At 39.1% G+C, this 25937-nt stretch carries 20 protein-coding genes; 14 read left to right on the plus strand and 6 right to left on the minus strand.

The genetic code is table 11. From position 1 onward, the window contains the following. Positions 1–29: 29 nt before the first annotated feature. A complete protein-coding gene (gene glyA / locus ABIS04_RS14065; RefSeq protein WP_350431461.1) occupies positions 30–1283 on the minus strand; it encodes a serine hydroxymethyltransferase in 1254 nt (417 codons plus the stop codon). 261 nt (positions 1284–1544) lie between these two features. Between glyA and ettA the strand changes: the two genes are divergently transcribed. The 7 genes from ettA to ABIS04_RS14100 all read left to right on the plus strand — a co-directional run bounded on the left by ettA (position 1545) and on the right by ABIS04_RS14100 (position 11407). Continuing rightward, on the plus strand, positions 1545–3212 hold the full coding sequence (gene ettA / locus ABIS04_RS14070; RefSeq protein ID WP_140234854.1) for an energy-dependent translational throttle protein EttA: 1668 nt from the start codon (positions 1545–1547) through the stop codon (positions 3210–3212). 284 nt (positions 3213–3496) lie between these two features. Further along, a complete protein-coding gene (locus ABIS04_RS14075; RefSeq protein ID WP_240778326.1) occupies positions 3497–4840 on the plus strand; it encodes a hypothetical protein in 1344 nt (447 codons plus the stop codon). 280 nt (positions 4841–5120) lie between these two features. Continuing rightward, complete coding sequence (locus ABIS04_RS14080; protein ID WP_350431462.1) at positions 5121–6206, plus strand: efflux RND transporter periplasmic adaptor subunit; 1086 nt, start codon at positions 5121–5123, stop codon at positions 6204–6206. Then, positions 6206–9304: a multidrug efflux RND transporter permease subunit gene (locus ABIS04_RS14085; protein WP_350431463.1), complete on the plus strand. Its 3099-nt coding sequence runs from the start codon at positions 6206–6208 to the stop codon at positions 9302–9304. Before ABIS04_RS14080 ends, ABIS04_RS14085 begins: the two co-directional genes overlap by 1 nt. 23 nt (positions 9305–9327) lie before the next feature. Beyond that, complete coding sequence (locus ABIS04_RS14090; protein WP_140234857.1) at positions 9328–9801, plus strand: NYN domain-containing protein; 474 nt, start codon at positions 9328–9330, stop codon at positions 9799–9801. A 332-nt stretch (positions 9802–10133) separates the two neighbouring features. Further along, positions 10134–10949, plus strand: coding sequence for a transporter substrate-binding domain-containing protein (locus tag ABIS04_RS14095; RefSeq protein WP_350431464.1), 816 nt, complete (start codon positions 10134–10136; stop codon positions 10947–10949). Between the two features lie 26 nt (positions 10950–10975). Next, positions 10976–11407 carry a thioesterase family protein gene (locus ABIS04_RS14100; RefSeq protein ID WP_140234859.1) on the plus strand — a complete coding sequence of 144 codons (432 nt, stop codon included), beginning with the start codon at positions 10976–10978 and terminating at the stop codon, positions 11405–11407. A gap of 46 nt (positions 11408–11453) precedes the next feature. On the opposite strand, the gene ABIS04_RS14105 is transcribed toward ABIS04_RS14100, so the two are convergent. Both ABIS04_RS14105 and ABIS04_RS14110 read right to left on the minus strand, forming a co-directional pair. Continuing rightward, positions 11454–12944 (minus strand): bifunctional diguanylate cyclase/phosphodiesterase, encoded by a 1491-nt coding sequence (locus tag ABIS04_RS14105; protein ID WP_350431465.1) that lies wholly within the window; start codon positions 12942–12944, stop codon positions 11454–11456. A 106-nt stretch (positions 12945–13050) separates the two neighbouring features. Continuing rightward, positions 13051–13893: an HDOD domain-containing protein gene (locus tag ABIS04_RS14110; RefSeq protein WP_350431466.1), complete on the minus strand. Its 843-nt coding sequence runs from the start codon at positions 13891–13893 to the stop codon at positions 13051–13053. Between the two features lie 252 nt (positions 13894–14145). Between ABIS04_RS14110 and yegQ the strand changes: the two genes are divergently transcribed. Together yegQ and ABIS04_RS14120 are read left to right on the plus strand one after the other, a co-directional pair. Next, on the plus strand, positions 14146–15510 hold the full coding sequence (gene yegQ, locus ABIS04_RS14115; RefSeq protein ID WP_350431467.1) for a tRNA 5-hydroxyuridine modification protein YegQ: 1365 nt from the start codon (positions 14146–14148) through the stop codon (positions 15508–15510). Between the two features lie 12 nt (positions 15511–15522). Continuing rightward, entirely contained in the window at positions 15523–15774 is a 252-nt protein-coding gene (locus ABIS04_RS14120; protein WP_137226299.1) for a YfhL family 4Fe-4S dicluster ferredoxin, read from the plus strand. 92 nt (positions 15775–15866) lie between these two features. Here ABIS04_RS14120 and ABIS04_RS14125 read toward each other — a convergent pair whose 3' ends face one another. Continuing rightward, the gene (locus ABIS04_RS14125) at positions 15867–16364 is read right to left on the minus strand and encodes an SCP2 domain-containing protein (RefSeq protein ID WP_140234863.1); all 498 of its coding nucleotides are present in this window, start codon (positions 16362–16364) and stop codon (positions 15867–15869) included. Positions 16365–16504: 140 nt separating this feature from the next. Between ABIS04_RS14125 and ABIS04_RS14130 the strand changes: the two genes are divergently transcribed. The 4 genes from ABIS04_RS14130 to ABIS04_RS14145 all read left to right on the plus strand — a co-directional run bounded on the left by ABIS04_RS14130 (position 16505) and on the right by ABIS04_RS14145 (position 20689). Continuing rightward, a complete protein-coding gene (locus ABIS04_RS14130; RefSeq protein ID WP_140234864.1) occupies positions 16505–17506 on the plus strand; it encodes a peptidase U32 family protein in 1002 nt (333 codons plus the stop codon). Positions 17507–17515: 9 nt separating this feature from the next. Then, on the plus strand, positions 17516–18457 hold the full coding sequence (locus ABIS04_RS14135; protein WP_137226293.1) for a U32 family peptidase: 942 nt from the start codon (positions 17516–17518) through the stop codon (positions 18455–18457). Between the two features lie 387 nt (positions 18458–18844). Further along, positions 18845–20176 (plus strand): YjiH family protein, encoded by a 1332-nt coding sequence (locus ABIS04_RS14140; protein WP_371833644.1) that lies wholly within the window; start codon positions 18845–18847, stop codon positions 20174–20176. 153 nt (positions 20177–20329) lie between these two features. Beyond that, positions 20330–20689: a PilZ domain-containing protein gene (locus ABIS04_RS14145; protein WP_137226289.1), complete on the plus strand. Its 360-nt coding sequence runs from the start codon at positions 20330–20332 to the stop codon at positions 20687–20689. A 95-nt stretch (positions 20690–20784) separates the two neighbouring features. Here the strand turns inward: ABIS04_RS14145 and radA are convergent, their stop codons facing one another. Further along, a complete protein-coding gene (gene radA, locus ABIS04_RS14150) occupies positions 20785–22164 on the minus strand; it encodes a DNA repair protein RadA (RefSeq protein ID WP_350431468.1) in 1380 nt (459 codons plus the stop codon). A gap of 444 nt (positions 22165–22608) precedes the next feature. Here radA and ABIS04_RS14155 point away from each other — a divergent pair, with 444 nt between their 5' ends. Next, complete coding sequence (locus tag ABIS04_RS14155) at positions 22609–24993, plus strand: PilZ domain-containing protein (protein ID WP_350431469.1); 2385 nt, start codon at positions 22609–22611, stop codon at positions 24991–24993. On the opposite strand, the gene ABIS04_RS14160 is transcribed toward ABIS04_RS14155, so the two are convergent. Next, a complete protein-coding gene (locus ABIS04_RS14160) occupies positions 24994–25911 on the minus strand; it encodes an alpha/beta fold hydrolase (RefSeq protein WP_350431470.1) in 918 nt (305 codons plus the stop codon). Positions 25912–25937: the final 26 nt, after the last annotated feature.

Here is a 25937-nt window from a genome sequence, read left to right on the forward strand (position 1 = left end):
TAAACCTGTATGCCTATCATCAATAGCGATTAACCATATACAGGGAATTTAACACACAAGGCCAATACTTGGCCTTTAACGCGCTCAATAACTGCGGTATCAGATACATCATCTAAAATATCGCAAATCCAACCGGTTAATTCTTTTGCTTCAGCTTCTTTAAAGCCGCGACGAGTAATAGCCGGTGAACCAATGCGGATACCAGAAGTAACAAACGGTGAACGCGGATCGTTTGGCACTGAGTTTTTGTTAACAGTAATGTTTGCATTACCCAATGCGGCATCAGCTTCTTTACCTGTTAAATCACGGCCAATTAAATCCACCAACATTAAATGGTTTTCTGTACCACCAGAGACGATTTTATAACCGCGAGCTAAAAACACTTCAACCATAGCTTTTGCATTTTTAACCACTTGTTGTTGATATACTTTAAACTCTGGCTCTAATGCCTCTTTAAATGCAACCGCTTTACCCGCGATAACATGCATTAACGGGCCGCCTTGGCCACCTGGGAATACTGCTGAGTTAAGTTTTTTGTATAACACTTCGTCATCGGCTGCAGAAATGATAATCCCGCCGCGTGGGCCAGCTAACGTTTTATGTGTTGTAGACGTAACTACATGGGCATGTGGGACTGGTGTTGGATAAACACCAGCAGCAATTAAGCCTGCAACGTGTGCCATATCGACAAATAAGTACGCACCAATTTTATCAGCGATTTCGCGCATTTTAGCCCAATCAACTATTCCTGAAAACGCTGAGAAACCGCCGATCATCATCTTAGGCTTATGCTCAATTGCTAAGCGTTCCATTTCGTCATAGTCAATTTTGCCAGACTCATCGATACCGTAAGGAATAATGTTATAAAGCTTGCCAGAGAAGTTAACTGGAGAACCGTGAGTTAAATGACCACCATGAGCCAAGTTCATCCCTAAAACGGTATCACCTGGTTGCAATAGCGCCATAAATACAGCGCTGTTTGCTTGTGAGCCTGAATGAGGCTGCACATTGGCGTAAGTTGCACCAAATAATTCTTTTGCACGTTCAATCGCTAATGTTTCAACCACATCAACGAATTCACACCCACCATAGTAACGCTTACCTGGATAACCTTCGGCATACTTGTTGGTTAACTGAGAACCTTGCGCTTCCATCACACGTGGACTGGTATAGTTTTCAGACGCGATCAATTCGATGTGTTCTTCTTGACGACAAGTTTCGTCTTCAATGGCTTTAAATAATTCTGGATCATAATCCGCAATATTCATCGCTTTCTTCAACATGGTAGCTCCAACATCATTATCTATATAGTAGGGTTGCGCGGTATTCTACCCTGCAACGACAATGATTTACAGTAGAAACAACATGAAATTCACTGTGTTCTTAATACAAAACGATTCATGTTTAAGCAACAAAGCGATCTAATTAAGGAGCTTGTTTAAGCTTAAAAACACCCAAAATTAAATCATACAATTGCCTGTTGAGTTCAGCTCATAATGCAGTAGAATTATCTTCATCTTTGTTGACAATTAGACAGTATCATTATGGCTCAATTTGTATACAGCATGCTTAGAGTGGGTAAGATTGTCCCGCCTAAAAAACAAATATTAAAAGACATTTCTCTAAGTTTTTTTCCCGGTGCAAAAATTGGTGTACTCGGATTAAACGGTTCAGGTAAATCAACTCTACTGCGCATTATGGCGGGTATCGATACCGAAATAGAAGGTGAAGCAAGGCCGATGCCCGGTCTAAAAATAGGTTATTTACCGCAAGAACCTCGCTTAAACGAACAACAAACCGTTCGCGAAGCTGTTGAAGAGGCATTAAGCGAAGCCAAAAATGCATTAATACGTTTAGATGAAGTTTATACTGCTTATGCAGAGCCAGATGCAGACTTCGATGCCCTAGCTAAAGAGCAAGGTGAATTAGAAGCTATTATTCAATCTCAAGATGCCCATAACCTTGATCATATTCTTGAACGAGCGGCAAACGCATTACGTCTACCGGATTGGGATGAAAAAATTGCAGTGCTCTCAGGTGGTGAACGTCGACGTGTAGCCATTTGTCGCCTGTTACTTGAAAAACCAGAGATGCTGTTACTTGACGAACCAACCAACCATTTGGATGCTGAATCAGTGGCATGGTTAGAACACTTCTTACAAGAATATAACGGTACCGTAGTGGCCATTACCCATGACCGTTACTTCTTAGATAATGCCGCGGGTTGGATTTTAGAACTCGACCGTGGTGAAGGTATTCCATGGGAAGGTAATTACTCTTCATGGCTTGAGCAAAAAAATGCCCGTTTACAGCAAGAATCTTCAACTGAAAGTGCTCGTCAAAAAACCATTGCAAAAGAATTAGAATGGGTGCGCCAAGGCGCCAAAGGTCGTCAGTCTAAAGGCAAGGCCCGTATGGCTCGCTTTGAAGAATTGAACACTAACGATTATCAAAAGCGTAACGAAACCAATGAATTATTTATTCCACCAGGACCTCGCTTAGGCGACAAAGTCATTGAAGTGACTAATTTAACCAAGTCATATGGTGACCGCGTTCTGATTGACGATTTGACATTCACGGTTCCTAAGGGGGCTATCGTCGGCATTATTGGTGCTAATGGTGCAGGTAAATCAACCTTATTCAAAATGATCTCAGGCGAAGAACAACCAGACAGTGGCTCTATTTCTGTCGGTGATTCGGTTCAAATTGCATCAGTTGATCAGTTCCGTGACTCAATGAATGATAAAAATACCGTGTGGCAAGAGATTTCTGGCGGCCAAGATATTATGCGGATCAACAACACTGAAATTTCTAGCCGTGCTTACGTAGGCCGCTTTAACTTCCGTGGTGGCGATCAGCAAAAAATAATTGGTTCATTATCGGGTGGTGAGCGCAACCGAGTCCACTTAGCCAAATTATTACAAGCCGGTGGCAACGTATTATTACTCGACGAACCAACCAATGATCTGGATGTAGAAACACTGCGTGCACTAGAAGAAGCGTTATTAGAGTTTCCTGGTTGTGCAATGGTTATTTCCCATGACCGTTGGTTCCTAGACCGTATTGCGACTCACATTCTTGATTACCGTGACGAAGGTAAAGTGAGTTTCTATGAAGGAAACTATACTGAATATTCTAACTGGCTAAAAGAGACTTTAGGAACAGATATAATGGAACCGCATAGGTTAAAATATAAGCGTTTAAATAAGTAATTATTATAAAACCAAATATATTATAGAATAAAGCGGAGCCTCAGTGCTCCGCTTTATTATTTAACCGTATTTGAGAGGTTATAATTAATACTGTTCAATTGAGATAGTAACTCAAAAATTTGTGAATTTATTGTGAGCAATGCACGACAATCTGTTTGTAAAGCTAAAATAACTTCAGTATTATAAAATATTAACGGATTATGTTACTCTTTGCTGATTATGCTCAGCGTATTACAGAGTGTTGATGGTTCCAGCTTGTAGAGAAATTTAATGGAGATACCAGTGTGATATACGGTTCAATTAGCCTTGCTTTATTGTGCTTATACGCAAGCAACTCATTTGCGGCACTCGAAATTATTACCACGTCAGAAAAGCTGGCTCTTCCGACATCCGAAGTCATTACTACGTCAGAAAAACCGACTATTCCGGCCCTTGAAGCCATTGCCACGTCAGAAGAACCAGTTATTCCGGCTCTTGAAGTCATTACCGCGTTAGAAAAGCAAACTTTCGATACAATTGAACAACAATATAATATTGATACTCTGCTAATCACGGTGAACGACAGATTTTCACAGCTCAATAAAAAAGCTTACGACATAGAAGGTCTGAAAAAATCAATTATTTCAGAGCAACAACGTTATGATGAGCTTATTGCCGAATTACCTAAAATTATTCGTGCAAAATCGAATATTGCCGAAACATATAAGCAAATAGAAGCGTCTATTTATTCTGTCGATAAATTAACTCAAGAAGCAGAAGATGATATTAAACGTCTTCAAACTGAAAAAGTAGAAATCTTAGCTGAATATGAAGCCATAAACAAAAAGCGTGCCGATAAAAGTCAACAATTATTTAAACTCAAAACAGAAATAACTAACCGTTTACTTGCTGATTTATCAAAACCAGACAGTACATTCCCAGTGAATATAAATGGCGCAACTGAATGTTCAAAATATCAATCGATTGCTGATTGTTTGAAAGAATCTAAAAGTAGCATTTTATCGAATACTCGTAATGAATCTCCATTTTTAAATGAAAAAAGTGTTTTATTATCATACGAAGTTCTTGACGCCAACATGAACATGAAAGGTGACTTACATTATAAAGTTGCAATGCAATTTAAGCCTTCTTATAACAATAAAATCGATGCTAGGTTGAATGAAGAACTAGGCCTAAAATCAGCGATGGTGACATTAAACAGTGACGTACCAGCAGATTGGTACATAAATGGTGTAAAAATTGGCACCGGTAAAAAACTATCCCATGAGATTCCACTCGGTAAACACGGTATTTTAGCTTCTTATCAAAATCAAGATAAATCCAGTGTAGAAACAATTGAAGCGAGTGGGGTTTTTAATTACAACTTTAATCACTTGATACCGACTAAAACTAGTAAAGCAGTCACAACAGAAGCCCCAAAAGTCGAACAAAACACAACAACACAACAACCGACAGCTCAAAAAACGAAAACAAAATATTCACTATTTTCAGACCAAGCCAGTTTTGAATTAAATGATGAAGATGTTAACAAGTCATCACCAAACAAAAGTATTGGTTATTTTATGGGGTTAACCCCTGTGAATAAAAAACAGACTATTGAAATTACGAACGAACCTATCGAAAAATAAAAGTTAAAATAGTCCCATCAGCTTTAACTCACTAATAATTTAGCTGAAATATAAATAAAAGCCATATCAAATGATATGGCTTTTATTTCCCCATTCCTTATGATTAATGGGGAAATAGAAATGCGACTTGTTACAAAAATATCAAAAGCTTTACATTACTTTACTCTTTACTCAAAAGAAAAAAATTACAATAACCAACTATTACTGACAAGCTACTCGTTAGCCAAATGCCGCCGCGTTACACTCCCCTTAAATGAATGTTTATAGAGATATGACTCAAATGATGAATAAACTTGGCCAATGTTTTTTCTTAACAACCATATTTTTTTTGGGCTTCATTGTCTTTTTACCTAATGCCAGTGCCGCACAAAAATCTCCTCGGGCAGAAAAAGTCGTGCCTGTCATCACTGCAACCATTGAACAACATGACCTATCACAATCAATTACCTTGATAGGAAAACTTGCTGCTACTCATGCGGTAATGATAGCGCCACAAGTAGCAGGTAAAATAGACAACATAGAAGTCACATCCAACCAACATGTCAGTAAAGGACAAGTATTACTAACCCTAGATAACCGCAAAGCAAAAGCCAGTGTGACCGAAGCTCAAGCTTACTATAAGGATGAGGTTCGTAAGCTTAATGAATTTAACAAGCTGATTCACGTTAACGCCATCACTCAAACAGAAATAGAAGCTCAAAAAGCGAATGTCGATATCGCTTTCGCACGACTCGAATCAGCTAAAACCGACTTGGATTACCACACATTAACGGCACCATTTCCCGGTAATACTGGTTTTATTAATTTCAGTCGTGGGAAAATGGTTAGTATCAATGAATCACTGTTATCACTTGATGACTTATCCGTATTACAGCTCGACCTACAAGTTCCTGAACATTATCTTTCACTACTAAGTACAGGGATGTCGGTAAGCGCTACAAGCAGAGCGTGGAATAAAGTCATTTTTATAGGCAAGATTATCGCGATTGATCCTCGCGTCAATTCAGCAACTCTCAATCTCAATATTCGTAGTCAGTTTGATAATAAAAAAGGTCAATTAAAGCCTGGCATGATGATGTCAGCAACACTAGTATTTCCTAGTGTGTCATCTCCTATTGTCCCAGTACAAGCGCTTGAATATTCAGGCACCAGACGTTATGTCTACGTGATAAATCAAGACAATATCGCCACACGCACCCAAGTAATGTTAGGCGCGCGAATTAAAGATCAGGTATTAATAGAATCTGGTATCAATATAGGCGATCACATTGTTGTACAAGGACTAGTGAACATGCGTGACGGTGTGAAAGTGAAAGACTTAGCCACTCAGTCTACAACAAGCCCTGTTAAACAGGAGCGCGAATAATGTGGTTAAGTGATACGGCCGTTAAGCGCCCTGTTGTTGCAATTGTACTGAGTTTATTACTGTGTGTGTTTGGCTTAGTGTCATTTTCTAAACTGTCAGTTAGAGAAATGCCCGATGTACAAAACCCTGTAGTGACCGTTATGACCACCTATAGCGGTGCATCGGCCACTATCATGGAAAGTAAAATAACCAAGACTCTCGAAGATGAGTTGACCGGGATCAGCGGTATAGATGAGATCACATCAGTCACTCGAAATGGCATGTCACGTATTTCAGTCGAATTTGAACTTGGTTGGGACTTAACCGAAGGCGTGAGTGACATACGAGATGCCGTGGCCAAAGCGCAACGCCGCTTACCTGACGAAGCTGATGATCCCATTGTATCTAAAGATAATGGTACTGGTGAACCATCGATTTACGTCAACTTAAGCTCTGAAAATATGGACCGTACTCAGCTCACTGATTACGCCCAACGAGTATTAGAAGATAGATTCAGTTTAATTACTGGTGTTAGCTCGGTTAATATTTCAGGTGGCTTATACAAAGTCATGTACGTGCAGCTAAAGCCACAATTAATGGCAGGTAGAAATGTGACTACCAGCGATATAATTAATGCATTAAATACAGAAAACCTTGAAACACCCGGAGGTGAAGTCCGTAATGACACCACTGTAATGTCAGTCAGAACAAAACGGTTATATTACAGCCCAGAAGATTTTAATTACTTAGTTGTCCACACCGCAAACGATGGCACCCCGATTTACCTTAAAGATGTCGCCAGTGTGTTTATCGGTGCAGAAAACGAAAATTCGACCTTTAAAAGTAATGGCATTGTCAATTTAAGCCTAGGAATAGTGCCGCAATCAGATGCCAACCCATTAGACATTTCGATGCAAGTACAACAAGAAGTCGATAAAGTGCAGAGTTTTCTGCCTGAAGGGACACAATTAGTTGTCGACTATGATGCCAATGTGTTTATTGCTCGCTCCATTAATGAGGTTTACAACACCTTGTTCATAACTGGTGTGCTGGTTGTGTTGGTGCTGTACATTTTCATCGGTCAAGTGCGAGCGACACTCATACCAGCCGTTACCGTTCCAGTATCATTAATAGCCTCTTTTATGGCCGCTTACAGTTTAGGTTACTCCATTAACTTATTAACCTTAATGGCACTCATTTTGGCTATTGGACTGGTGGTTGATGACGCCATCGTTGTGGTGGAAAATATTTTTCATCATATTGAGCAAGGCGAACAACCACTTCTAGCGGCTTATAAAGGGACCCGTGAGGTTGGTTTTGCGGTTATGTCCACTACGTTAGTGTTAATTATGGTGTTTTTACCCATCTCATTTATGGATGGCATGGTGGGTTTATTGTTTACAGAATTCTCCGTGATGCTGGCAATGTCGGTACTTTTTTCATCACTTATCGCACTGACACTTACCCCAGTAATGTGCAGTAAGCTATTAAAAGCCAATGTGAAAAAAAATCGCTTTAATCTTGCTATAGATAATGGTTTTAATAGATTAGAACAACGCTATCGTGGCATGGTCAAATGGGCGCTTCGTTGGCGAATAGCGGCACCAATTATTATCATCGTCTGTATCGGTGGTAGTTACTTATTAATGCAACAAGTCCCTTCACAGCTCTCACCGCAAGAAGATCGTGGAGTTTTGTTTGCGTTTATTAAAGGTGCCGAAGGCACCAGTTATAATCGCATGGTCGCCAATATGGACATTGTTGAAAATCGATTAATGCCACTATTAGGCCAGGGAGTAGTGAAATCATTTAGTGTTGAAGCCCCTGCATTTGGTGGCAGAGCGGGTGATCAAACCGGATTTGCCATTATCCAACTTGAAGATTGGCAAGATCGTGATACAGATATTAAACAAGCTTTAGCATTAATCAGTCAAACGTTAAAGGATATTCCTGATGTAATGGTTCGTCCGATGCTACCTGGATTTAGAGGTCAATCAAGTGAACCAGTTCAATTTGTATTGGGGGGCTCCGACTATTCCGAGTTATTTAAATGGGCCCAAGTACTACAACAAGAAGCCGATGCGAGCCCTATGCTTGACGGTGCTGATTTAGATTACGCAGAAACAACCCCAGAACTTGTCGTTACGGTCGACAAACAAAGGGCTGCAGAGTTAGGAATTAGCGTCTCAGAAATAGCGACAACCTTAGAAATAATGTTGGGAGGGCGTAGCGAAACAACCTTTGTTGAACGTGGTGAAGAATATGATGTATACCTACGCGGTGATGAAAACAGCTTTAATAGCGTCACTGACCTCAGTAAGATTTATTTTAGAAGCAGCAAAGGCGAATTAATCACCCTCGACACCGTCACTAAGGTTGAAGAAGTTGCCTCACCGCAGCGGCTAAGCCATACCAACAAACAAAAATCGATTACCATTAAAGCAAATTTAGGTGAAGGTTATACACTAGGGGAAGCACTCGACTTTTTAGAGAATCGCGCAATTACATTACTGCCAAACGATATTTCAATTGCCTACACTGGTGAGTCAAAAGATTTTAAAGAAAACCAAACCGGTGTGCTCATTGTGTTTGCTTTAGCATTACTGATTGCTTACCTAGTATTAGCAGCTCAATTTGAAAGCTTTATCAATCCGGCAGTGGTGATGTTTACTGTTCCGATGGGTATTTTTGGTGGTTTTATTGGCTTAGTACTCATGCATCAAGGGATGAATATCTATAGTCAAATTGGCATGATAATGTTAATTGGTATGGTCACCAAGAATGGTATTTTAATTGTCGAATTTGCCAATCAATTACGTGACCGCGGTTTATCACTCGACAACGCTATTATAGATGCTTCAGCGCGCCGTTTACGGCCAATATTAATGACCGCATTCACCACTCTAATTGGTGCAATACCCCTGATTATGTCATCCGGAGCTGGCAGTGAAAGCCGCATTGCGGTTGGAACTGTGATATTCTTCGGCATGGCATTTGCAACCATAGTCACCCTATTAGTGATCCCAGCAATGTACCGACTCATCTCTTCGTCAACTCACTCTCCAGGGTTTATTGAAGCACAACTTAATGACGCCATTGCCGCCCAACAAGCGCAATAGCCTTAATTTTCTCAGGTTTAATAATGACAACGCTTGCAGTATTCGTAGATGTACAAAATATTTATTACACCTGTAAACAAGGTTTTGGGCGTTCATTTAATTACCGTGCCTTGTATAAACGTTTATCTGCTCAAGGTAATATCAGCCACGCTATTGCCTACGCAATAGCCCCGGCTGATGACGGACAGGTAAAGTTTCAAGATGCACTAAAGCATATTGGCTTTACCGTGAAAACTAAGCCCTATATTCAACGTAGTGATGGCTCTGCAAAAGGTGATTGGGATGTTGGGATTACCATCGACATGCTTGAGATAGCGCCTGCTGTTGATGAAGTAATTTTACTGTCTGGAGATGGCGATTTCGATTTATTACTAAAAAAAATCAATCAAACAACGACATGCTACACCCATGTAATTAGTGTTGAGCGCCTTACTGCAAAGTCATTAACCGACCAATGTCAGCAATTTACTGCCATTGATAGCACGTTATTAATTTAATCATTTGCGCAATCGCTTTTCAGATTTCGTCGATGGCAGTACTTATTCTAATAATACTAAACTTCAATTAAACTTTTTAAACATTAAATTGAAGACTTACATTATGAGTAACTCAGAGAAACGTTGCAAAGAACCAATGAATAAATTTAAGATCACTGCATTAGGGTTACCAATATTGTAATAATAAATTTTTTACGAAATCAATTTATAGCCTTAGACTATTGATTATCATAATTATTATCCAAATATTTACCCGACTGAGTAAATACCACTTGGGTAGTAAAGATGGTAGTATTCACTCAATGTTATTAAAATATTTAATAAAGGATGATATGTCGTTAATAGGTTACCTCAGCACCTTGGTTGATCATATTTCAACCTATAAAGTACGCAGAATATCTGCACAGGTTACTTTACTTGCATTGGTGATCTTTTGCGTGATCTTCACACCAAAAACAACATTAGCCGAGCCATTAAAAATCACTTTGGCAGCTGAAGATGGCTGGCCACCTTTTGCCAACGAATTTGGCAGCGGTATTTCCCACAATCTAATCAATCAAGCCTTCAAGCAAGTTGATGTAGACGTTTCTACTATTATAGTGCCTTATACTCGCGGACTCATAATGACCGAGCGAGGATCTGTTGATGGCGTCTTTAATGTCACTCGGGAGGAAAGTACCATAGATCGCTTTGTGTTTGGTAATGAGCCTCTTTTTACCGTAACCGCATCTTTTTTCTTTGCTAAAGAACATCCAACAATGGCCAATAATAAATGGCAGCTCCCAAGCAGAAGTATTATCGGGATTGTGAATGGTTATGAATACGGTGACGAATTCAACACACTGGTAGAACAACGAAAATTGCAAGTCATTACGGTCAACAGTCAACGTCAGCTGATCAATTTATTATTAGTAGGCCGAATTGATACCGCGATTATGTTCGATCTTGTGGCAGATGTTTACATTCAACAGATGGGAGTTGAAGACGATATAACGGCTAAATTCATTAACCATAAAAGTGAAATTTTTGTCGCGTTCTCTAAACTAAATCCGCAAGCGGAGCGTCTTAGCAAGTTATTAGACGAAGGGCTATTAACATTACAAAAGCAGGGTAAATATCATCAACTGCTTCAGCCTGAAAATGATTAACCACAATATAATAAGGTCATAGCGATATGAGCCATTCTCCTGCAGAGCCTAAATACAGTCCAATCTACTCTTTTGCTGTACAAATTTATTATGAAGATACTGATTTTTCTGGTGTAGTTTATCATCCAAATTTTTTAAAGTATTTTGAACGTGCGCGGGAGCATGTCATTGGCGCAGAGGTACTCAGCAAGCTTTGGCAGCAACAACAATTGGGTTTTGCTGTCTATCGCAGCGATATGTTATGTCACGATGGCGTTGAGTTTGCTGATATTATTGATGTGCGTACGCAATTTTATTTTGAGAGTAAATACCGCACAGTATGGAAACAGGAAATATGGCGGCCAAATGCTAAAAAGCCTGCTGTAACAGCAACAATTGAAATGGTTTGCATGAATCAAAAACGCCAGTTAGCACCTATGCCTGCAACATTAATCAGCCAGTTGTCAGTAGGATTTTAATCATTAACTCTCTACTTATAAAATTGCATTCAGTTTATAAGGCTCCTTATGATTCATTAGATATCGGATAGTTAAGTTGCGGGTAACTATGTTCAAATTCGCTTACGGTGAATGGCTTTGCAAAGTAATCACCTTGAATAGTATCGACTCCAAAACCCGTTAACACTTCTAATACTGATTTTGATTCAACGCCTTCAACCGTCACTTTAAAACCCAAATTTTTAGCCAGTTCTATACTGGTCTTCACAATGTGTTTGGCAGCAGCAGAGGTTTCAAATTCATTTAAAAAGGCTTTATCAATCTTAACTTCATCTACTGGGAGATAACGTAAATATGCCAACGATGAATGTCCTGTACCAAAATCATCAATAGCAAGTTTAACCCCAATATCACGCAATTGATTTAAAATAACAATGGTATTTTCGACAGATGACATTAAAGCACTTTCGGTGATTTCAATAGTAATCGATTCGGCAGGAACTAGGTATTGGGATAATTTAGTGGCAACATCGACAGCTAAATTGGGATTATCTAAATCAGTAGATGACAAGTTTAGGGCCACATTAATATAAATACCCATATTGCGCCATTTAGCTTGTTGAGCGATGACCTTATCAAGCACCCAAGTGCTTAACATTTCGATCATACCAGTTTGTTCCGCGAGTGGAATAAACTCACTAGGTGAAATTAATCCTAAGCCTTCATGTTGCCAACGAATCAAAGCTTCAACCTGTTTACATTGACCACTTTTTATATCCAACTTAGGCTGAAATACCATAAACAGTTGGTTTTGCTTTAAACCTTTAGGTAAGCCATTGATAATTAATAATTCTCGATACTGTGCTTTATCGTCATCTTGATCATAAAAAGCTATCTGCTGTTTTAATGTTTTGGCCTTTTTCAGTGCTAAATCTAATCGGCGCAACATTAAACTGACATCGGCATGGTGCTCGTTTAACGACAAGACGCCAAGCTGCACTTTGATGCTAATTGGCTGTTGTTCTATTTCAAACAGGGTTTGTAAATCATTTTTTATCGCAAACAATTGCTCACTAGTCAATGGTTTATGAAAAAACAACAGAAACTCATTGCCGTTCATCCTTGCGATAAATTGAGCTTTACAGCTGATATTAGTGATTTTTTTAGCAAACGCTTTTAGAAGTTTATCGCCAAATACAAAACCAAATAAATCATTTACAAAACGAAATTGTCGAATATCTATCAACACTAACATGCCTTCTGAAATAGGCATTATTGACAGAATTCTGCGTTTAAAACCAACGCGATTAGCCAATCCCGTTAATTTATCTCGTTCACTGTTTAAATAATTTGATTGATGTAAATTGTTGAGGACGTTAGTAAGTGGTTTTAATAATGTTGAAGGGGAGTCGATTAAAAATGAATCTTGATTTAATAATTGTAATTCAAGTGAATGAGTCAATTGCCGAATAAATCGATATTGACGCCAATAAAAATACCCGACAATGCACAGCATAACCGTAAGTATAAATAATATTATTATCAGTAAATAATTCATTATGTTCTAATCTTATGCTTTCTTTATACGTTAAATTAGCATTATATTTGGATATTATATTGTATTGGCTCAATGACTTAAATTGGTAACAATAAATCCAATACGACTATTCGTAACTCTGTTTAATCGAATGATACATTTCAATAAACTCATCACTAGCAAGATCTTCTGGGGTCACGGGTAAGCCTCGCTCAGCAAAAACACCTAATCTTTCTTCTAACTCTTCACCCGCACGTAACTCTCCGGTATAAAATGCAGCTGACCGAATAAAATCTAGATAAGTCACTTTTTCAGGCATGTAATGTAAATCAGCCCAGCGCTCCACCACTTCCATCACTTCAGGTGCAAAATCCCATGTTTTCAATATTGCACGACCAATAGGCCCCTGCATTTTACGCACTAAACTGCGTAAATCGTCAATTCGACTAAATAGCTCTGGCTGAACTTCGGCCTCGGTTAATACTGGTAATGCGCCAATATTATGCACCAAACCAGCAAGAGTTAAGGTATCACGGTCTAATTTTTTATTTGGATGGCGCTTGTTATACATTTCAAGCATCGCACAAGATGAAGCCGTCACCTCAATAGAGGTATTCCATACTTCATCCATTACCTCCCACACCATTTCATTGGTTGAGATAAATAATTGCTCCATTGCCACAGATGTTGTAATGGATTTAATTTGCACTAAACCAATACGACTAACCGCAGCGTTTATACTCTCAGCTTTTTTCCCTGCAGAGTATAAAGCGCTATTTGCTACTCTAATAATACGAGCTGAAATAGCTGCATCTTGACCAATGATCTCAGCGACTTGTTTTAGGCTTGAATCTCTACGGGACACAACTTCTTGAACACGCATAGCCACTTCTGGTAATGTTGGTAGAACTAAAGCGTCATCTTTAAGCTTTCTTAATAGTCCGACCAAGAGTTGATGTTCCGTGGACATGGAGTCTCCATAAATAAATAATTACTAATATTAAGATTATATACCCAAACTGAAAACGTTTGCGATTACTGAGCTAACTAGAATTCAATTAATTATAACTTTCGGTTTTGATGTATCGGTAAAAAAGATTCTTCAATACTCTAAAAACACAACCAACCTCACAAATACCAAGGCTATATTTGTCCCAGCTAATATCCTTAAGTAAGCTTCGGCCCTTGAATCATACCATGTTCAACTAGGTCGAGAAAAACCATGTTCAAACCTGAATTATTATCCCCCGCTGGTACACTTAAAAATATGCGTTACGCCTTTGCTTATGGCGCCGATGCTGTTTATGCTGGCCAACCTCGTTACAGTTTACGAGTTCGAAATAATGATTTCAAAATGGAAAATCTTGCTTCTGGTATTGAAGAAGCTCACGCCCTAGGCAAAAAATTATATGTCGTCAGCAATATTGCACCACACAATGCCAAGCTAAAAACGTATATTAAAGACATGGAACCTGTGATCGCGATGAAACCCGATGCGGTAATCATGTCAGATCCAGGGTTAATTATGATGGTGCGCGAAACGTTTCCAGAGCAAGTGGTTCACTTATCAGTTCAAGCTAATGCCATTAATTGGGCATCCGTCAAATTCTGGCAGCAACAAGGTATTAAACGGGTCATTTTATCTCGTGAATTATCATTAGATGAAATTGAAGAGATCCGTCAACGTTGTCCAGATATTGAGCTTGAAGTATTTGTTCATGGTGCATTATGCATGGCATATTCTGGCCGTTGTTTATTGTCTGGTTACATGAATAAACGCGATCCCAATCAAGGCACTTGTACCAATGCGTGCCGTTGGAAATATGATGTGCATCAAGCACAGCAAACCGATTCTGGCGATATCATCCCTGTAGCACCAACTGTGCAGCTGGAAAACCCAACATTAGGCTCTGGACAACCCAGTAACGACATAGTTCTGTTACAAGAAGCAGGTCGTCCTGGCGAGTATATGCCCGCTTTTGAAGATGAACACGGCACCTATATTATGAATTCAAAGGATTTGCGAGCCATTCAACATGTGGATCGCTTGACCAGAATGGGCGTTGATTCATTAAAAATTGAAGGTCGTACTAAGTCTTTTTACTATGTTGCGCGCACAGCACAATTGTATCGTCAGGCCATAGAAGATGCAGCCGCAGGAAAAGACTTTGATCGTACTTTAATGAATAACCTTGAAGGTTTAGCCCATCGTGGTTATACCGAAGGTTTTTTACGCCGTCATGTTCATGATGAATATCAAAACTATCAATATGGTCATTCGGTTAGCGACAGTCAGCAGTTTGTGGGTGAGTTTACCGGCAAACGTAATGAGCAAGGGTTGGCAGAAATTGATGTGAAAAATAAATTCTCTGTTGGTGACAGTGTAGAAGTGATGACAACTGAAGGTAATTTTGTTATCACTATTGAATCATTAGTGAATCGTAAAAATGAGCAAATCGATGCTGCACTGGGTTCGGGTCATTTTGTATTTATGGCCATTCCACATAATATCAATGTCGATAAAGCCATGCTAATGCGTAATTTACCTGAGGGAATGGACACTCGAAACCCTCATCAACCTGCTTAACTTAAGGTTTTTATGGCATTAATTATTGACGATAGCTGTATTAATTGTGATATGTGCGAACCCGAATGTCCTAATGAGGCCATTACTATGGGTGAAGAAGTGTATGAAATTGATCCCGCATTATGCACCGAATGTGTTGGCCATTATGACAAACCGACATGTGTGTCTGTGTGTCCGATTGACTGTATCGATCCAGATCCCAAACACGTCGAGTCGCAAGACGAGTTATTAATAAAATATAAAGTACTCACAGGTAAAGGCTAGATACTTAAGAGGCTCAATAATTTATCTATAATTTGATAATAATAAACGCAAAAAAACAGCGCAAATAACGCCGTTTATTATTATCGCCAATGTTAATCCTTGGCTTGTAATGCGTGCAGTAATTTTGCCATTTGTTCTATTCCCACTTGAGCAGGTTTAGGTAAATTATCTAACTCAATAGACATTAATAGGTTTTTTACTTCTAAACCTAATTCAGTATCCCCTTCAATACGTAATTTACGTTGAAAAAACAGTGTATCGGGATCTTCCTTGCCCGCTGCAACTAAAATTAACTCAGGCACATTGGCACTTAATGTCACATCCGGCTGAGTTAATCCTCGCACTCGTAATTCTTGTTCAATACCCACCTCAAAGTGTAAACCAATATCATCAATACAGATCCCTACCCACTTTTGTTTGAGGAAATGGAGTTCATCTGACTTTAATTGTTCTGTTAACACTAAATTCAATAGCTTATTGAGCGCGATCATTTTTAACTTATCTGGCATCAAATTAAGCGAACGACGACCCACCTTAGGCGCAATATGTAATAAGTGTTGTGAAAATTGGTGTGTAAACGCTTGAGCCATTGTAAATACCTACCTACAAAAATAACTATTAATTAAGATAGTCTACTGGCAATTTATCTAACTAAACCTGTTTTAAATCAATTCATGTTAACTCAATCACATTTACACTCCTGATCTTTGAAAAAAACGAGAACACCAACATGGAACTCTTATGCCCCGCCGGTAATATAGCGTCACTCAAAGCCGCACTTAACGCTGGCGCTGATGCGGTTTATCTCGGACTTAAAGATGACACCAATGCGCGTTCGTTTGCCGGTTTAAACTTTTCGCCCCTTCAACTAGCGCAAGCTACCAAACTGGCTCATGGCCAAGGACGAAAAGTATTTTTAACCCTTAACACCTTCCCTAAACCTGGACAAGAACATCGCTGGTATCAAGCTGTTGATTTAGCAGCTCAATTAGAAATGGACGCCCTCATTGTTGCTGATTTATCATTGCTAGATTATGCCCACCAGCACTACCCTCACCTTACCTTGCATTTGTCTGTACAGGCTAGTGCGACCAATTTAGGGGCTCTGTCGTTTTATAAAGAAGCATTTAATATCGAACGTGCCGTTCTCCCTAGAGTACTGTCAATAAAACAAGTACGAGATTTAGCTAAAGTCAGCCCGGTCGAACTTGAAGTCTTTGCCTTTGGCAGTCTATGTATTATGGCTGAGGGTCGATGTCATTTATCGTCCTATGTGACAGGACAATCACCTAATACTGGCGGGTCGTGCTCGCCAGCCAATCATGTGCGTTGGCAAGATGACGGCAATGATAAACTCACCAGGCTTAATGACGTGTTAATCGATAAAGCTGATATAAGCCAGCAACTTGGGTATCCTGTGGTCTGTAAGGGCCGTTATATTGCCGAGTATGACCATGACGCGAAATATTTACTTGAGTCACCCACCAGCTTAAATACGTTAAGCTTATTGCCTCAACTGGCTCAAGCAGGAATAAAATCACTCAAAATTGAAGGACGACAACGAAGTCCTGCTTATGTGAGCCAAGTGACTCAAGTTTGGCGTAGCGCGATTGACACTTATTTCGCCAACCCCGAGTCGTTTTGCGAACAACCACAATGGGCACAAGTGCTAGCAAAAGTATCCGAAGGACAAATAACAACATTGGGTGCTTACGAGCGTCAATGGCAATAAGGTTATAAAATGAAAATATCTCTTGCTCCAATTAGCTACTGTTGGTCAAAACCTAACGTAGAAGCGTTTTATCAACACGTTGCTTTAAGTGATATCGATACCGTATATTTAGGTGAAACGGTATGCAGTCGCCGTCGAGAAGTGAAGTTTAATGACTACCTTGAACTCGCCAATATGCTTAAATCTCATGGTAAGCATGTGGTGCTATCAACAATGGCCCTGATAGAAGCACAATCTGAACTTAACGAATTAAAGCGTGCTATCGATAATGGTGATTTCAGTATTGAGGCTAATGACATGGCTGCAGTACATTATGCACACCAAGCTAAAGTCCCTTTTGTTTGTGGGCCAACAATCAATAATTATAATCGAACCAGTCTTGATTTATTGCACCGTAAAGGGATGTACCGTTTTGTTATGCCATGTGAATTATCGCAACAATGGTTAAGTAACGTTATCAACTACGGCGGTAAACCGGCTTTTGAAATAGAAGTGCTTGGCCATGGCTATATGCCATTAGCACTCTCAGCGCGCTGTTTTACTGCCAAACATTACCGGTTACCTAAAGATAAATGCCAAACCATTTGCCAACGTCATAGCAAAGGATTACTTGCTCAAACACAAGAATCGCAACCCTTATTGCGTCTAAATGGCATCCAAACTCAATCAGCAGCGCAGGTGAATTTAATTAACCAAATCCCACAGATGCTCGATATGGGAATTGATTACTGGCGAATATCACCTAACAAATTAGCCGATATAACTTTGGGTTCAGACTTAGCCCATGCTTTAGAACAAGTCAAAACGGATACACTTAACAAAGAAGCACTGTTCACAAAACAGTTTAATGACAATAAATCTGTGTCGGCGGCCAGCCATCATTGCAATGGTTATTGGTTAGGATTACCCGGTATGGATTATGTGCTTGAGTCCAATCCTCCAAGGCTATAATCTAAAAAACACTCGCTAGCCATTAATCAATAGGTCATATATTGACACAATATTGATATTTTTTAATGGCTATTCGAGTAGTTGTAAATTCCACAAAATCAAAATAAAAATACGCTAATAACAAAATACTAAACATTCAGTTCAATTAGTATTTCGTTATATAAAAAGTGATTCTTTCAAAGCAAATAACTACTCACATTTCACTAATATCTATTCGGTTAAGTTATCATTTTACAAGCTGTAAATAAGGGGGTAACCTTGCCTACCAAAAAATACAACTGAATGGACATTCAATGTCTGTCCATGATAAACAGTTGGAAAGGACAGCTTTCCCAACTTAAAGCAAATATGTAGGGTGAATTTAACGTGACACAGAAAAAACACAGCATCAAAACAATCCTCACCTTTATTATTCCATCACTGATTGGTTTATTATTGTTTATGACCCCAATTAACATCGAAGGGTCTATTACCATTCCAATCGCTATCATCTCAAAAGCATTGCAAAGCCAAATGGGCAGTTCGATTCAGCTTATTGTTACCTGTATTGTTGTATTAATGGCATTCGCCTCACTGTTTACTCAGATCATTAATCCTAAATTTGTGCGTAAAAACACTTTTTTACGCACTTTACTGAAAGTAAATTTATTCTGGTTAGTCGTGCGGATACTGGGGGCAATCTTTATTGTCATGGTTTACTTGCAAGTGGGACCTGATGCGATTATTTCATCGTCAACTGGCGGCCTAGTACTCAATGATTTAGTCCCAGTGTTGTTCTCGGTATTTATTTTTGCCGGTATGTTATTACCCTTATTACTTAATTTTGGCTTATTAGAGTTTTTTGGTACGTTATTAACTAAAGTGATGCGGCCAATATTTAATTTACCAGGGCGAAGTGCCATTGACTGTATGGCGTCTTGGTTAGGTGATGGCAGCGTGGGCATTTTAATGACCACCAAACAATACGAAACCCGTTTCTATACTGCCCGTGAAGCTGCAGTCATAGGTACTACGTTCTCTGCGGTGTCAATAACGTTCAGTCTAGTGGTGATATCACAAGTCAAACTAGAACATCTTTTTGCGCCATTTTATCTCACCGTATGTCTAGCAGGCTTTGTTGCCGCAATCATAGTTCCTAAACTACCTCCGCTATCATGGAAGAAAGATCTTTACATCGATAACACTCCTCGCCACGAAGATGACGAAACGATCCCAGCTAATCATGGGGTGTTTTCATGGGGATTTGATCAAGCAATGCAACGAGCATCCTCTGCTGGTGGAATGAAACATGTTCTGACTGAAGGGATTAAAAACGTTGTCGATATGATATTTGGTGTTATCCCCGTTGTTATGGCTATTGGCACAGTAGCTTTGATATTAGCGGAACACACACCAATTTTTAATTACTTAGGTATGCCATTTATTCCATTTTTAGAATTACTCCATATTCCAGAAGCTACCGAAGCCTCAAAAACGATTGTTGTTGGCTTTGCGGATATGTTTATTCCATCCATTTTAGCCAGTTCGATAGAGTCTGACTTAACACGCTTTGTGATTGCTGCTTTATCTGTTACTCAGCTTATTTATATGAGTGAAGTGGGTGCACTTTTAATTGGCAGTAAAATCCCTGTTAACTTTTTTGAACTATTCGTCATCTTTATTCTACGAACGTTAGTAACCTTGCCTATTATTGCGTTAATGGGCCACTTGCTGGTTTAATTTCACAAGCGAACTCAACACCACTAAATAAACTGAAGCGCATGCGCTTCAGTTTATGTTAAAAATTTTCTGCGTAACCGAGATAAATCGAGTATGCTTAAAAAGTAACATTAACGACATATCATTATAATGCTGAATAACTAAGGGCAAACCATGGACGATAGGCGTAAGTTTTCTCGTATTTTATTTGCAGCCAGTGCTTACCTCACGCAAGCAGAGAAAACATGGCAAACAAAAATTTTAGATTTAAGTCTCAATGGCGCCTTAGTAGAAAGACCTGCAGATTACAATGAGCAGCCAGATAGCATGTTAACGCTAAAATTTATGCTAGCAGACTCCGCTATTGAATTAACAATGGAAACTGAAATTGTGCATAAAACGCCTGAACATCTTGGCTTAAAATGTACACATATTGATGTTGACAGTATCACCCACCTTCGAAGAATAATTGAATTAAATATGGGTGATGCCCAGCTATTAAACCGTGAACTTACGTTTTTAATCGCTCCGTAGTGACTAATAAAAAATTAATTAATAACGTCGCGAAAACAAAAAAAGGTAAATCATTGATTTACCTTTTTTATATGAGCCATTTGCACAATGGATGATTAATGAATGAGCTCAAGTAGCTCATGAATAGTTTTTACCGGAGTGATTTTGGCGCCTAACCCTTCCATGGTTTTATGGTAATTCCGAAATGGAATAAAAATCTCCGTAAACCCGTGCTGTGCAGCTTCTTTTACCCTTGGAACACCACTGTCAATTGGACGTACATCGCCGTTCAAACTCAACTCACCCATAATACAAGTGGTTCTAGGCACCACAAAGTCATTTAAGCTGCTCAATAATGCCGTAACAAGCGCTAAATCAATACAGGTTTCTGATTCATCAATTTTCAATCCGCCGACAATGTTGAAAAAAGTATCATGATATATCTTGGTTTTAGTATGTTTACGTAAAATCCCCGTTAACATCTTAATTCGGTTCATGTTAAGACCGACGCATACACGCTGCGGAAATTCAGACTCAGTTTCAGTCGTTAAACATTGTATTTCTAACAACAAATTACGATTACCTTTACGAATACAGGTAATTGTCGAACCGGGTGATTCTGTGGTGGAGCCCGATAAAAATATTTCGCTAGGGTTATCAACACTGAGCATTCCACGCTCACTCATACGAAAAATCCCCACGGTATCGACATCACCAAAACGGTTTTTATTGGCTCGTAAGGTACGAATTTGGCCATCATTAGTGTCAATATGTAGCAAGGAATCCACAATATGGACTAAGGTTTGCGGTCCAGCGATTTCATTATTTTTATTCACATGAGCAATAATAAACATAGTCACGTTATTTTTTTTACAGTATTGCGTAAACGCTTGTGCAGCTGTTTTAACTTGCGACGGCGACCCTGGACTCCCATTTGCAGCATCTGTAACGACTGCTTGAATAGAATCGATTACGGCAAATTTAATTTGCTTAGCTTCTAATTCCTCAATAATCGCTTCTACGCTGGTTTCAGACAACAGAAACAAGTTATCTTCGTTATAATTAAGCTTTAAACGATTAACGCGATTCTTAAATTGGGATAATGACTCTTCTGCAGTACAGTACAACGACGCCATTGATTGCGACATTCGAGCAACTAAATCGGATAACAACGTTGTTTTACCTGCACCAGGATCACCTGAAATAATATTAACAGAACCAGTTGTTAATCCACCGCTTAATACTCTGTCTAACTCACCAATTTCAGTGAGTCTTTTTTCAGCTTCCACAGATTCAACTTCACTCAGCTTTTTGGAACCGCCACCAACAGCACCTGCGTAGCCCAATACCGATGAACGCGAGGTTGAACTCTTTGATGCCGATAACCTCATTTCAACTAAAGAGTTCCACGCACCACAACGACATTGCCCCTGCCAACGCGGATAATCTTGACCACAATCGTCACAAACAAATGTCATTTTTGGAGCTTTTGCCATGTTAAATCCTATATTGAAAACCAATTAATACGTTACAATTCAAGTTATTTGATCTAAAGACTCCCAAACAATCATAATTAAAAAGTTATGTTTATTACATCTATGTACCATCGACAAAAGCAAAATAACCGCTTTGATGACTTATATTAGTAATAATAACAATGATCTTTAGTTTGAGTCTTGCCAATGGTTAAAATCTTGTTCACACTCCATACAGAACAACTATAAATGAGTGATAAATAGCGCGCAGTAAAGCCAGTGCTAAATCAATAACGCGTTATCCATAACACCGCGTGTTAATCTGAGTAATATGACAATTCATAGCATATCATTTCGCCATAGTTTACCAAGATCGCAGAAATGTATATTACAATACAGATTAGCACTTTCTTGCCGATAACATTATCAGCCAGACTTACAATAAGTATTTGAAACGACATAATAATGAGCTTAGAAAACCACAGTGCATTAATTGAACAACTAAAGTCTCTGATCATGGAACCTGACTTTCAGGATATTTTTGAACAGTTAACCGCTGACGAATCAAATTCTACCCGTTTTCTACTGAAAATGGAGCTAAACCGAATCTCATCTTTATGCACACGACTGATTGATTTACGCGACAAAACTGAATTACCTTGCGAAGAAATAGTCATTGCTAATCAAAAACATTTCCTAGATGCACCAGCAAAAGAGTCTTTATTACAAATACTGCCATTATATCGCAATAATTACACACTAGGCGTATATGAGCATGTTATTAAACTGCATAAGCGGCGTCGCCTTAGACTGAGAGAAAAAGTCTCTGACGAAGATACTAACCAAGAAAATCAATTTCTGGTGCCTGGAGTCGTGCTCGGGAGCTACTTTAATCGTAGTGAAGAACGAATGAATTATAGCATTCGAATCATGGTTTCTCAGCAAGGGCTAGCTGAAGATAATGGTGTTACGCTAGATTTATCCGTCGGCGGAGCTCGCATTAAGTTGCCATTGAAACATGGCTTTGACCAAGACAAACCGTTGCGCGTAAAACTGCTTGAACTCAGTGATGAATATTATTTGGATGATTTACAGCAAGGTGTTGACTATCAAATAGTTGATATTCAAAACAAAGATGACAGTGCCATCTTTAGACTAAAAAGGCTCGGCGGCGGAGGGGCGTTAGATAGCTTGTTATCGCAGTTAATCCGCGGGCATAAATTCCGCTATAAAGTGGATGTTAATGATGTCATCGTTACCGCGACGGGATTAGGTTATGAGCGTCATTACCTGCCTTTATTGACGCATTTACCCTTGTTTGTTTCTTCGGTTAATAATAAACCACAGATAACTTATGAATTGCTGAGTCGAAGTAACCAATCTATCCAGCATTATTTTCAAGATGAAAATGAAATTAGCCAACTCCCAAGCCTTCTTAATACGAGTCGGTTAACTCAACTGATTAATCAAGCCGAAAACAATGACCATAGTTATTTATTTAGTTTTACTTATCATGCCAACGGTAAGCTACATTTTTATTCTGCTACCTTAGCGGAACTTAAATCCACTAAAAATATCCATTTATTTTTCGGTTTTGCTTCTAAAAAAGCCAGTTGGCGAGTGTTTAAAGTGATCACTCAAGTAATCGATCACAGTAAAAGCTACAAAACATCGACCCTCCCCGGAGATGATGCTCGTTATGCAGCCCTCACAGAACAACAATTAGCTCAATTTAGTCATATTTTACAACTTATTGATTTAACTAACGAGGAAGCTCGTAAGGACTATCAATGCTGGTTTGAGCAATCCGATGTCAATGCTTTAAAGGTTTTTGCGCAAACTAAGATCAAGCAACAAAACATCAAAAAGGTTTCAATGCCATTTAGTGAACGGCGCCATGAAGCCCGATTCTCTTTTAAAACCTTAATTACCATCCAGCAAGGTGATAAACAGACATCGGGTATCACTCATGATATTTCAAGTCGTGGTTTACAAATTATGTTAGAAAAGACCGCTAACTTTGATGAACCGGGTGCCATAACATTATCATTTCCAAGACTTCAGGCCGCAGCGAATACAACGAATTTATCAAATTTACCATACCAATTAATACGCAGCCGAATGAATGGGCTGATTTTACATGTCAGTGCCATTATTGGTCACTCACCACATGAAGGTGTAACGTTTTTAAATAAACTCATTGCCCACAATAAACAAAAACTCGAACAATTATCTGATAACGAAGGCCAAAAGAAAGAACTGGCTGACGGGATGAAAAATCTGTTAATGCGTCAATTACCCGGTGTACCCTATTTTATTGAAAAAACAGCCAAAACGGCAAAAATGGCATATATAGGTATTGGTACTACGTCCGATGAAATTAGTCATTTATTTGCTCAGGATAGTGATAAATTACTGCAATACAACTTAATGCCACTGTTAAAGAACAATGTATTAAAACAGCAAATTGTAGACCCGCTTAAACTGATGAAACCCACGCAAGATATGACCTTTTTTGAAGTATTTATTCAACTCACACGTCACCCTAGAGGCGCAGTGCAAATTCAATGTAAACTTAAATCTGAACTGATTAATAGAGAACAACAAATTGAATTTATTACTCAAAGTAAAAAAGCGGGTCGTTTTATGGCATTAAGAGTGTATGTAGGAGCAACTGACAAGCCCGATATGAGTTATATTCGACGCGAGCTAGAGTATATTCATATTCATGCAAATCATCGAGCTAAGCAATTGGAAGAGCAGTTATGGAAAGTCATTGGCTCTGGTGAGTTACTCGATATTACCGCAGAAGTTGAATTTCGCTTTCCAAGTGTCATGACGCTAACCTAATCAATGCTCTGCTAGGCCCAAATACCATTGTTTAATTTGTACAAAATGATCTTGCTCTGCCTGTCGTTCTGTCAACATACCTGCGTGATTATAATCCATTAAATTACCCTTTTCTTTAGCGAGCAATGTGTACTTAATCTGGGTAAAACCACATTCATCGATCATATCGCGTACATCTGATGGATTGCCTAAAACATGATCATTTTCCCCCGCAATGAACCAAGCCGGTGGCCATAGTGCTTTTGTTGCAGCTTGGGCATAGTGAAAATGATCGTCATGATCAATCCAATCCCCCTTAACCCAATCAATGGTTTGCAATAAAGATGCACGGCTTTCATTGTCCATACCGACACGAAGCCGACTGGCATCAAAGTAGCCTTGTTTGGCTATATACAATGGCGCAAAACGATTCCAGAAAAAATCTACCATTAACCATTTCTTAAATGACTTCACCTTGATAGTGCGTTTAGAGCCAAAAGTTAATAGTGATGCAACACTGGATTGTAAATGAGTATAACGAGCCAAACTGCTGGCCATTAATACCCCTCCCCATGAATGTGCACACCAATGTACTTTATTCACCAAAGGGTGACGCTTGGTAATAAAATGTTGTACTAAAGGCAATTGTTCACGAATGACTTCACCTTGACCCAAAGAAAAATGACGATCAATAACAGGCTTACTCAAGCCACGCCCTGCGGTATCCATAACATAAACATCAAAACCAGCCTTAGCCAAAAAACACCCTAGACCGCGCCCTGTGTCGCTGTAAAATACCCTCCCATTTGACATAGCACCATGCAACATCAAAATGGGGATCCCCAGAGGTGTTAATGTCGTAGGACGAATATGCCGAAGATGTAATGAACCATCACGGTATGGAATATAGAGAGAGTCTTGGAAGATATCTTTAGTCAAAATAGGCAGTTATATTAGTAATAATA

The organism is Shewanella sp. H8 (assembly GCF_040285065.1).
GTDB classification, from domain to species: domain Bacteria; phylum Pseudomonadota; class Gammaproteobacteria; order Enterobacterales; family Shewanellaceae; genus Shewanella; species Shewanella polaris.

What these genes read in the sequence shown, in the direction of transcription:
- glyA (WP_350431461.1), bottom strand. Translation starts at nt 1,283, where the DNA reads ATGTTGAAGAAAGCGATGAATATTGCGGATTATGATCCAGAATTATTT.
- ettA (WP_140234854.1), top strand. Translation starts at nt 1,545, where the DNA reads ATGGCTCAATTTGTATACAGCATGCTTAGAGTGGGTAAGATTGTCCCG.
- ABIS04_RS14080 (WP_350431462.1), top strand. Translation starts at nt 5,121, where the DNA reads ATGATGAATAAACTTGGCCAATGTTTTTTCTTAACAACCATATTTTTT.
- ABIS04_RS14085 (WP_350431463.1), top strand. Translation starts at nt 6,206, where the DNA reads ATGTGGTTAAGTGATACGGCCGTTAAGCGCCCTGTTGTTGCAATTGTA.
- ABIS04_RS14090 (WP_140234857.1), top strand. Translation starts at nt 9,328, where the DNA reads ATGACAACGCTTGCAGTATTCGTAGATGTACAAAATATTTATTACACC.
- ABIS04_RS14095 (WP_350431464.1), top strand. Translation starts at nt 10,134, where the DNA reads ATGTCGTTAATAGGTTACCTCAGCACCTTGGTTGATCATATTTCAACC.
- ABIS04_RS14100 (WP_140234859.1), top strand. Translation starts at nt 10,976, where the DNA reads ATGAGCCATTCTCCTGCAGAGCCTAAATACAGTCCAATCTACTCTTTT.
- ABIS04_RS14105 (WP_350431465.1), bottom strand. Translation starts at nt 12,944, where the DNA reads ATGAATTATTTACTGATAATAATATTATTTATACTTACGGTTATGCTG.
- ABIS04_RS14110 (WP_350431466.1), bottom strand. Translation starts at nt 13,893, where the DNA reads ATGTCCACGGAACATCAACTCTTGGTCGGACTATTAAGAAAGCTTAAA.
- yegQ (WP_350431467.1), top strand. Translation starts at nt 14,146, where the DNA reads ATGTTCAAACCTGAATTATTATCCCCCGCTGGTACACTTAAAAATATG.
- ABIS04_RS14120 (WP_137226299.1), top strand. Translation starts at nt 15,523, where the DNA reads ATGGCATTAATTATTGACGATAGCTGTATTAATTGTGATATGTGCGAA.
- ABIS04_RS14125 (WP_140234863.1), bottom strand. Translation starts at nt 16,364, where the DNA reads ATGGCTCAAGCGTTTACACACCAATTTTCACAACACTTATTACATATT.
- ABIS04_RS14130 (WP_140234864.1), top strand. Translation starts at nt 16,505, where the DNA reads ATGGAACTCTTATGCCCCGCCGGTAATATAGCGTCACTCAAAGCCGCA.
- ABIS04_RS14135 (WP_137226293.1), top strand. Translation starts at nt 17,516, where the DNA reads ATGAAAATATCTCTTGCTCCAATTAGCTACTGTTGGTCAAAACCTAAC.
- ABIS04_RS14145 (WP_137226289.1), top strand. Translation starts at nt 20,330, where the DNA reads ATGGACGATAGGCGTAAGTTTTCTCGTATTTTATTTGCAGCCAGTGCT.
- radA (WP_350431468.1), bottom strand. Translation starts at nt 22,164, where the DNA reads ATGGCAAAAGCTCCAAAAATGACATTTGTTTGTGACGATTGTGGTCAA.
- ABIS04_RS14155 (WP_350431469.1), top strand. Translation starts at nt 22,609, where the DNA reads ATGAGCTTAGAAAACCACAGTGCATTAATTGAACAACTAAAGTCTCTG.